Origin of the sequence: Dietzia sp. DQ11-38-2 (assembly GCF_014145055.1) — a bacterium.
Lineage (GTDB): Bacteria > Actinomycetota > Actinomycetes > Mycobacteriales > Mycobacteriaceae > Dietzia.
The window spans coordinates 10,387-13,354 of record NZ_JAALDW010000381.1 but is presented as its reverse complement, the minus strand read 5'-3'; the positions used below and the strand labels follow the sequence as shown (position 1 = coordinate 13,354).

General features: G+C 71.2%; 2 protein-coding genes and 1 pseudogene. All 3 read right to left on the bottom strand.

The window, feature by feature from the left end:
• Positions 1–140: 140 nt before the first annotated feature.
• Positions 141–1,352 carry an MFS transporter gene (locus G6026_RS12745; protein ID WP_107756735.1) on the bottom strand — a complete coding sequence of 404 codons (1,212 nt, stop codon included), beginning with the start codon at positions 1,350–1,352 and terminating at the stop codon, positions 141–143.
• A gap of 65 nt (positions 1,353–1,417) precedes the next feature.
• Positions 1,418–2,752 carry a M20/M25/M40 family metallo-hydrolase gene (locus G6026_RS12740; protein ID WP_182613389.1) on the bottom strand — a complete coding sequence of 445 codons (1,335 nt, stop codon included), beginning with the start codon at positions 2,750–2,752 and terminating at the stop codon, positions 1,418–1,420.
• Positions 2,749–2,968, bottom strand: a pseudogene (locus G6026_RS17420) (amino acid deaminase/aldolase); the annotation flags it as partial. The pseudogene G6026_RS17420 and the gene G6026_RS12740, both read right to left, overlap by 4 nt.

Genomic DNA, 2,968 nt, shown 5'->3' with positions numbered 1-2,968 from the left:
CGGCCACGGGCTCGGCGGCGGGCTCGGCCACGGGCTCTGCTGCGGGCTCGGTGGTGTCTGGGGCGCTGGCGGCGGTCTCGACCTCGTCGCCGGCAGTGGCGGTACGGTCCTCGTTGTCGTTGCTCATGAGAAGACTCATGCTACGGCGTCGACGACCCCGTCCGCGACACCGCGGCGCTGGTCACTCCCCCGTCGCCGTCCCGGCCGAGGCGCTCATGCGTCTCTCTGGCGAACACCCACGGCACCACCGCGGCGAGGAGCAGCGCCCCGGAGAGCACGAATCCGGCGGTGTAGCCGAACCCGTCCACGACGAGGCCCACCAGCACCGGACCGAGGATCGCTCCGGAATCACTCGCCATCTGGAAGGTCGCGAGCACCTTACCCCCTGCGCGATCCGCACCGATCACGTCCGCGACGGAGGCCTGCTGCGCGGGATTGAGCACCCCCGCGCCCATTCCCGCCACCACCGAGGCGGCCACGAGGAGGGGAACCGTATCGCACCAGCCCAGCGCCAGCGTTGACACCCCGGAGACCACCAGTCCACCGATCACCAGTGGTCGTCGTCCGTACCTGTCCGACAACCACCCCGCCACCGAGACGACGGCCGCGGTGCCCACGGCGAAGGAGGCCAGCGCGGTGCCGGCGACACCGGCGCCGGCGTCGAAGTTCGCGGCGGCGAAGAGTGGGACGATCGCCACGCGCACGCCGAAGGAACTCCACCCGTTGGCGAAGCTGGACACGAGCGCGGCGCGGTATCCGCTGTCGCGTAGAGCCTCCCTCACCGGGAGCGCCTCCTGCTCGGGCATCCCGTCGTCCGCCGAGGGCCGGCGCCCTCCTCGCAGGAACACCGCCACCACCCCGGTCGCGACGAGCAGGGTGACGGAGTAGACGAAGAACGGCACCCGCATGCCGAACCCGGCGAGCAACCCGCCGAGAACCGGCCCGCCGATGTTGCCGATCAGGAACGCGGTGGCGTACAGACCGGCGATACGTCCCCTGGCGCCGGGGGGTGAGAGGCGGGTGAGCAGCGCCATGGCCGAGATGGTGAACATCGTCGACCCGAGCCCCCCGAGCCCCCGGAACACCAGCAACTGCCAGTAGGACTGGGCCATACCGGTGGCCAGAGTCGACACGACGACGATGAGCAGGCCCGACATGTAGACCCAGCGTTCGCCCAGGCGGTCCACGAGGAACCCGCCGGCGGGGGCGAACACCAGACGGAAGAAGGCGAAGGCGCTCACGACCACCGACGCGGCGGTCACCGAGACGTCGAAGCTCCGCGCGTATTGCGGGAGCACGGGGGCGACGAGACCGTAGCCGACCGCCACGGCGAACGCGGCGGCGACCAGCACCCACACATCCGCGGGTAACGGGGTCCGCGGTTGCGCGGTCCGACGCCTACCGGAGAACGGGCCTCTCACGCCGACCGGAGCACCCGGGCGAGGACGTCCGCGCCGAAGTGCAGGGCGTCGACGGGGACCCTCTCGTCGACGGCGTGGAAATGGCCGAAGACGTCGAACTCGTCCGGGACCCTCAGCGGGACGAAACCGTACCCGTGGATCCCCAGAGGAGCGAGGTGCTTGTTGTCCGTGCTGGCCGGCAGGAGGTACGGGACGACAAGGGCTCCGGGGTCGGACGCCAGGACCGCCTCACGGATGACGGAGACCAACGGATCGTCCGCGGGCGCGGCGATCGGCGGTTGCCAGATCCAGTCGACCGCGACGTCGGGCCCGAGCTCGGCCTCGATCTCAGCGCGGAAGGTCTCCTCTCCCCCGGGCAGTACGCGACAGTCGATCTCAGCGAACGCCTCGGAGGGGATGACGTTGGTCTTGTACCCGGCGGACAGGATGGTCGGCGACGCGGTGTGCGAGAGCGACGCCTCCACCAACGGGCCGAAATGCCCGAGCACGCCGAGGTGCGCGGGCAGGTCCGCGACGTCGCCACTCGTCCCGGCGAGCTCACCGACCGCGGAGGCGAGGGCGGTGTTGGCCTCCGTGGGTGCGACGGGGAAGTGGCGGCTCGCGACCCGGTGTACGGCACCGGCGATCGCGGCGACGGCGTTGTCGGGGGTCGGACGGGACGCGTGGGCGGCGGCGCCCTTCGCGCTCACCCGAGCCCAGGCGACGCCCTTCTCGGCGACCGCGATCGGGTAGAGCCGGCGTCCGGACACCGGGACGGACCACCCGCCGACCTCGCTGAGCGCGTGGGTCATTCCGTCGAAGATCTCGGGGCGTTCGCGTACCACCCACTGTGCCCCCATCGTCCCCGCGGCCTCTTCGTCGGCGAAGAAGGCGAGTAACAGGGGTCTGCGCGGCACGATCCCCTCCCGGCGGTAGTGACGCACGACGGCCAGGATCATGCCGATCATGTTCTTCATGTCGACGGTTCCCCGGCCGTAGAGCCAGCCGTCACGGATCTCCCCCGCGAACGGCGGGACCGACCAGTCCTCGGCGACGGCGGGCACGACGTCGACGTGGCCGTGCACCACGAGGCCTCCGGCGGCGGCATCGGACCCGTCCACCCGGGCGAACAGACTGCCGCGGCCGGGCACGGACTCCACCAGTTCACTCGGGATGCCCACCTCGTCCAGGTACTCGGCGATCCGTCGGCACACGCGGGTCTCGCCGTCACCGATCGAGGCGGGGTCGCCGGTGTTGGTCGAGTCGATGGAGACGAGGTCGGCGGTGATCGAGACGGCCTCGGAGTGCAGGAGGGCCCGCATCTCGTCGGTCATCGGCATGGTGTCCGTCATCCGAAGCACTTCCCTTCCCCACGGTAGGTGGGCCAGCGGTCCACCACCGCGGACCCCTGTGCAGTGTCGTCCACCACGTGGAGCGTGTCGAACCGCTCGCAAACCTCGCCTGCCTTCGCGTGACGCCACCAGGCGCGGTCCCCGATCGCCACGTCCCCCCGAACCGGGGTCTGCACCTCGCCGGCGCCCTCCCTGCCGAGGTAGCGCAACCCCGTG

Coding starts and splice junctions, on each gene's coding strand:
- G6026_RS12740 (WP_182613389.1), bottom strand. CDS start 2,752: ATGACGGACACCATGCCGATGACCGACGAGATGCGGGCCCTCCTGCAC.